The 5,139-nt window shown below is 64.5% G+C and carries 7 protein-coding genes and 1 pseudogene; 2 read left to right on the plus strand and 6 right to left on the minus strand.

Features of this window, described 5'->3' with window-relative positions; translation table 11 throughout:
• The 4 genes from EOA22_RS23735 to EOA22_RS23750 all read right to left on the minus strand — a co-directional run.
• Positions 1–173, minus strand: a 173-nt coding sequence (locus tag EOA22_RS23735; protein WP_164755760.1) for a helix-turn-helix transcriptional regulator, incomplete at its 3' end; no start/stop codon positions are given.
• Between the two features lie 10 nt (positions 174–183).
• Complete coding sequence (locus tag EOA22_RS23740; protein ID WP_024502221.1) at positions 184–714, minus strand: Smr/MutS family protein; 531 nt, start codon at positions 712–714, stop codon at positions 184–186.
• Positions 711–1,826 carry a murein transglycosylase A gene (locus tag EOA22_RS23745; RefSeq protein WP_063169605.1) on the minus strand — a complete coding sequence of 372 codons (1,116 nt, stop codon included), beginning with the start codon at positions 1,824–1,826 and terminating at the stop codon, positions 711–713. Before EOA22_RS23745 ends, EOA22_RS23740 begins: the two co-directional genes overlap by 4 nt.
• A 21-nt stretch (positions 1,827–1,847) precedes the next feature.
• The gene (locus tag EOA22_RS23750; protein ID WP_027161247.1) at positions 1,848–2,555 is read right to left on the minus strand and encodes a Tim44/TimA family putative adaptor protein; all 708 of its coding nucleotides are present in this window, start codon (positions 2,553–2,555) and stop codon (positions 1,848–1,850) included.
• Between the two features lie 217 nt (positions 2,556–2,772).
• Here EOA22_RS23750 and EOA22_RS23755 point away from each other — a divergent pair, with 217 nt between their 5' ends.
• Positions 2,773–3,270, plus strand: coding sequence for an FxsA family protein (locus EOA22_RS23755; RefSeq protein ID WP_127390256.1), 498 nt, complete (start codon positions 2,773–2,775; stop codon positions 3,268–3,270).
• Between the two features lie 130 nt (positions 3,271–3,400).
• Positions 3,401–3,901: a protein-export chaperone SecB gene (gene secB / locus EOA22_RS23760; RefSeq protein ID WP_013528724.1), complete on the plus strand. Its 501-nt coding sequence runs from the start codon at positions 3,401–3,403 to the stop codon at positions 3,899–3,901.
• A 119-nt stretch (positions 3,902–4,020) separates the two neighbouring features.
• On the opposite strand, the gene dnaQ is transcribed toward secB, so the two are convergent.
• Together dnaQ and EOA22_RS23770 are read right to left on the minus strand one after the other, a co-directional pair.
• A complete protein-coding gene (gene dnaQ, locus EOA22_RS23765) occupies positions 4,021–4,722 on the minus strand; it encodes a DNA polymerase III subunit epsilon (RefSeq protein ID WP_063169604.1) in 702 nt (233 codons plus the stop codon).
• 210 nt (positions 4,723–4,932) lie between these two features.
• Positions 4,933–5,139: pseudogene (locus EOA22_RS23770) on the minus strand (dephospho-CoA kinase); the annotation flags it as partial.

A 5,139-nucleotide genomic window follows, 5' to 3' on the forward strand; every position in this document is an offset into this window, starting at 1 on the left:
ATGTTGAAATAGCCGATGATCTTCTGGATCAGCGTCCAGGTCGGGGCGCCTCGCCTGCCATGTTCGAGCGCCGACAGATAGGCGGCGCTGACGCCGATCGCCGCCGCCATGTCCTTCTGGCGGACACCACGTTCGCTTCTCAGCGTCCGCAGCTTCTCGCCGAACGGGGTCATGCGCCCATCCTCATGAACGGACCCGCCGCAGGCGGATATAGAGCGCACCCGAACCGCCGTGATTGCGGGCGGCATGGTCGTGGCTGGAGACGAGCGGCCGGAAGGCAGGCGTCGACAGCCAGGCCGGCACGGCGCGCCGCAACACGCCATCGCCGCCGGAGGACGAGCCCTTGCCGGTGATGACCAGGACATAGCGGACGCCGCCGGCATGCGCCCGGTGCAGAAACGAGAACAGCAGCGAGTAGGCCTCGTCCTGCGTCATGCCGTGCAGATCGACGCGGCCCTCGATCGGCAGCCGGCCCTTCGACAATTTGTCCAGCGTCGGTTCGTCGAGGCGGTGCGTGACATGCTGCGCCTTCGGCTTCGCGGTCCCTGCGACATTGGCGACGGGCTGGGCGGGCTGCGACTGGCTTGGCTTGGCCTCGGCAGGAATTTCGGGGATGTCCACGGCAAATTTCCCCTTCAGCGGCTTGGCCGTGCGCGCCACCAGGTTCCACAGAACCCGGTCGTCCTCGCTGAGCTTGTCCGGGCGCCGGGTCATCGGACCGCACCCGCAATGAGCGCGCGCGGCACCAGCGCATAAAAATCCGCGGCATTGCGGACCACGCCGGCGATCTCGCCCGCGGCATCGCCCGAACCGGCGAACAGGTCGCCCCGCGCCGGCCCGGTGATGGCGGAGCCAGTGTCCTGCGCGATCATCAGGCGGCGGAATGGTTTTGCGTCGAAGGCGGCGAGCGTCGGCGCGTCGATGTAAAAGGGCGTGCCGAATGTGTGCAGCAGGCGGTCGACGGCGATCGAGCGGCCCGGCGTCAGCGGCACCTTGGCGGCGGCGATCGGACCAAGGGCAACGTCCTCGACATCGGCCGGGCGGAAGAAAATGTAGGAGCGGTTCTGCCACAGGATCTCGTCGACGCGGTCCGGATGCGCCTTGAACCAGGCGCGGATCGATTGCATCGTCACTTCCGCCAGCGGGATCTCGCCAATCTCGCTCAGGACCTTGCCTGGTCCGGTGAAGCGCTGGCCGGATTTGGCGGCATAGGTGACGCGGGCAAGCCGGCCGTCGGTCATGGCGAGGCGTGCGGCACCTTGCACGTGAATGAAGAAGGCATCGACCTTGTCGGCCAACCAGGCGATTTCCAGGCCCTTGCCATCAAGCGCGCCGCGCTCGATCTCGCCACGGTCATGATATTCGACCGGCCCGTTCGGCGTCTGGCGCGCGAAAGCGAGATAGGGGTCCAGGCCCGGCGGCCGGTTTGCGTCATCGATATCGACGAGATCGGCCGGGCGCGACAGCAGCGGCACCGAAAACCGGTCCGTGCGCACCGGTGACGTCTCGACCTGCGGTTCATAGAAACCGGTGACGAGCCCATTTTCGGCAGGGATAAGCGCCGGGACAAAATGGCGCTCGAAGAAGGCGCGAGCTTCGCCGCGGGTCAAAACCGGCGACCGATTCGCCGGCGAAACGGTCCGGGCCTCGGCGTAGACATCCGCAAAGGCGTCGAAGTCGACGCCGAGCGCGCCGCTGCGATAGGGTTTGGTCAGGACATGGAAGGCCGAGCGCCGAAAGGCGGCGAAGGCGGCCGAATGGTCGTCATCGCCCCAGCCGGGCAGATCGCCGAAGGCTTTCTCGACAAAAAGAGGCGATAGCGACACCGGAGCCTCGCCGCGTATTCCCTAGTCTTCTTCCTCGGTGGCGACGAGCTTCCAGTTCGGATCGCGCGAGCGCGTGTCACGGGCGAAGGTCCAGACATCCTTGACCTCGGCCACGGTTTCCGGGTCGCCGTCGATGACGGCACCGGCCTTGTCGCGGGTCGCCGAAATCAGCTCGCTGATGATGCGCAGCGTGACATGCGCCTCGCCGCCCTTCATCTCGGCCGAGACGATATCGGCCTTGTCGATGCCGACGAAGGAGGACTGGATCTTTTCCGCCTTGGCCTCGCGCTCGCCGATGGCGGCGACAAAACCGTCATAGACCTCGCGCGACAACAGGTTCTTCAGCGTTTTGCGATCGCCGTCGGCATAGGCCATGACGATCATCTCGTAAGCCATCTTGGCGCCGTCGACGAAACCCTTCGGCTCGAAGGACGGATCATTGTCCTTGATCGTGCGCAGGCCCTTGTTGAGGTCGGTATCGGGCTTGGCGAAAGCGTCGATCGCGGCATAGGCGTCGGGAGCCGGCTCGCCTGGCGGACGCTTGCGCGGCAGCGAGACGACGTTTTCGGATTTCTGGGCGGCATCCTTGTCGCTGGTGCGAGCCGCCGAATAGGGATCGAAGGGCGGCCGTTCGCTGCCGGTGCGGCGGCCCAGCACATTGCGCAGCTGGAAAAAGATGACCACCGCCGCAATCAGGAAGAAAATCGTGCCGAAGTCGAAGAATCCCATATCTTCCGCCAATCAATCCCTGCCCTGTGGCCGGACCGTCAGGCCCAACGGCCGCGGTCGCATAGCGTTCAACATTCAAAGCATATAGAGCGCAAGGCGCAATCATTCAAATCAAAGGCAGGCATACCTATCTAACAGCCTCAGTGCCAGCGGCGATTGCCAGCTGGCGGCCAAAACAATCAAAACGGTCATGACGATCGAAAAAGGTTGGCAAGACTTGCGCATTTCGCTGCTTCCCTTCTTTCTCCTTGCACTGCCGCTGCTGGAAATTGCCGGTTTCGTCATCGTCGGCCGCGAGGTCGGCGCGCTGGCGACGGTAGGCCTCGTGCTGGCCTCGAGCATCGCCGGCGTGCTTTTGCTCCGATACCAGGGTTTTGGTGTCAGGGCCCGCATCCGCAACGAGATGGCCGCCGGCCAGACCCCCAGCCGCCACCTTGCGCACGGCGCCATGATCGTGGTTGCGGCGATCCTCCTGATCATCCCCGGCTTCATCACCGACATTATCGGCCTGCTGCTGTTTCTGCCGCCGTTGCGCGACTTTGCCTGGAGCCGGTTCAAGGGCCGCATTGTCGTCGCCACCGATTTCTCAACCGGCGGTTTTCGTGGCCGGCGCGACAGGGTCATCGACCTCGAAGACGGCGACTATTCGCGCGAGGACGATCTGAAGCGCGGCCCGGATCACAACTCGCCGTGGCGTCGCCTGAAGGACGATTAGCGCGCCGTCCCATCTCCATGCCGCAGCCGGGAAGCAAGGCGGCAAACCTTGTCTTGTCATCCCCGCCATGGTAGCGAACGCCCGATTTCAATTCGGTCAGCGACGCTGCCCAGGCAAGAGGACAAGGCTTATGGCCAGCAAAGATGACGCGCCGGTCGGCGCAGCCAACGGAAACGGCAATGCGGCGCAGCCGTCGCTCAACGTTCTGGCGCAATATGTGAAGGACCTGTCCTTCGAAAGCCCCGGCGCGCCGAATTCGCTGCGCGGCCGCGACAAGGCGCCGGGCATCGCCATCAATGTCAACGTCAACGCCAACCCGCTCTCCGACAAGCAGTTCGACGTCAATCTGACGCTCAACGCCAAGGCGTCCTTCGACCAGGAAGTGCTGTTCAATGTCGAGCTGGTCTATGGCGGCGTGTTCGCCATCGCAGGCTTTCCGCAGGAACACATGCTGCCGATCCTGTTCATCGAATGCCCGCGTCTTTTGTTCCCGTTCGCCCGCCAGATCATCGCCGAGGCAACCCGCAATGGCGGCTTCCCGCCGCTGATGCTCGACCCGATCGACTTCGCGCAGATGTTCCAGCAGAAGCTGGCGGAGGACCAGGCGTCGTCGAAGGTCCAGGTGAGCTGAGGGCTGCCTGCCACGGATTGTGAAAAGCCCGGCCTTGCGCCGGGTTTTTTGTTTTGGGCGGGACGATTGAGGCGCCGGCAGGGCAGAGGGGGGCGCCAAGGATCGCCAACGGGACGATTTTAGTTCCCGTGAACCTTCAGCCACAGCGCCTTTTCACCCAATGTCCCGACCATGCCGGCGTGCGCGGCACGTTCGGCTTCTGTCACGCGCGGCGGCAGTGGCGCCGGGCGCGGGGCGACGACGATTTCGATCTGGCGGACATTCTCGCCCTGGGCCGGCGCGGTGGCGCTGTCGAGGATGAGGGCCGCCTGCTTGCCGCCGATCAGCTCGATATAGACCTCGGCCAGCAATTCGGAATCGAGCAGGGCGCCGTGCTTGGTGCGCTTGGTGTTGTCGATGCCGTAGCGCCGGCAGAGCGCATCGAGCGAATTAGGACCCATCGGGTGCTTGCGGCGCGCCAGCGCCAGCGTGTCGACGACGACGCCGTTGTCGATGACAGGGTGACCCAGCCGGCCGAATTCGACGTTGAGGAAGCCGACATCGAAAGTGGCGTTGTGGGCGACCAGCTTGGCGCCGTCGGTAAAGTCCAGCCACTCCTGCACAATCTCGGCAAAGGTCGGCTTGCCCGCGAGGTCCGCCGCGCTGATGCCGTGCACCGCCTGTGCCTCGACATGGATCGCTCGGCCTTGCGGGTTGATGTAGTGGTGGAAGGTCCTGCCGGTCGGGAAACGGTTGACCAGTTCGACGCCGCCCAGCTCGATCACGCGGTCGTCGCGCGAATCGAGGCCGGTGGTTTCCGTGTCGAAGATGATCTCACGCATCGAATCAGTCGCTCCAAAGGAGCAGAATCGTGAGAGCGGAACAAAATGGCAATGAGAAACTATGATGGCCAGGGCAATCGCACAGGTTTGCGCCGCCCCTCATCGCCCTGCACCTTTCCTCTCCCCCGTCGATCGGGGGAGAGGTGTCGAGCGAAGCCGGCAGGCAGATAAGCGGCTCTCACATCGACAGCTGGCGGTCGAGCGGTGGGCTCAACCACCTGGCTTGCCAACCCCTATCAGCTGGCTGATGATTGCAGCGACCTCCGCCCGCGCGGCGTCCATCCCCTGGCCGGTGTCGACGATGAAATCGGCCTGACGGCGTTTTTCCGCGTCCGGCACCTGCTTGGCCAGGATCGACGCCAGCTTTTCCTCCGTCATGCCCGGCCGCGCCAGCACGCGTTCGCGCTGGGTCTCGGC

This window comes from Mesorhizobium sp. M7A.F.Ca.US.014.04.1.1 (assembly GCF_003998745.1).
GTDB classification, from domain to species: domain Bacteria; phylum Pseudomonadota; class Alphaproteobacteria; order Rhizobiales; family Rhizobiaceae; genus Mesorhizobium; species Mesorhizobium ciceri.

Excerpts from the sequence above, each read along its gene's own strand:
- EOA22_RS23740 (WP_024502221.1), bottom strand. The coding sequence starts at position 714 with ATGACCCGGCGCCCGGACAAGCTCAGCGAGGACGACCGGGTTCTGTGG.
- EOA22_RS23750 (WP_027161247.1), bottom strand. The coding sequence starts at position 2,555 with ATGGGATTCTTCGACTTCGGCACGATTTTCTTCCTGATTGCGGCGGTG.
- secB (WP_013528724.1), top strand. The coding sequence starts at position 3,401 with ATGGCCAGCAAAGATGACGCGCCGGTCGGCGCAGCCAACGGAAACGGC.
- dnaQ (WP_063169604.1), bottom strand. The coding sequence starts at position 4,722 with ATGCGTGAGATCATCTTCGACACGGAAACCACCGGCCTCGATTCGCGC.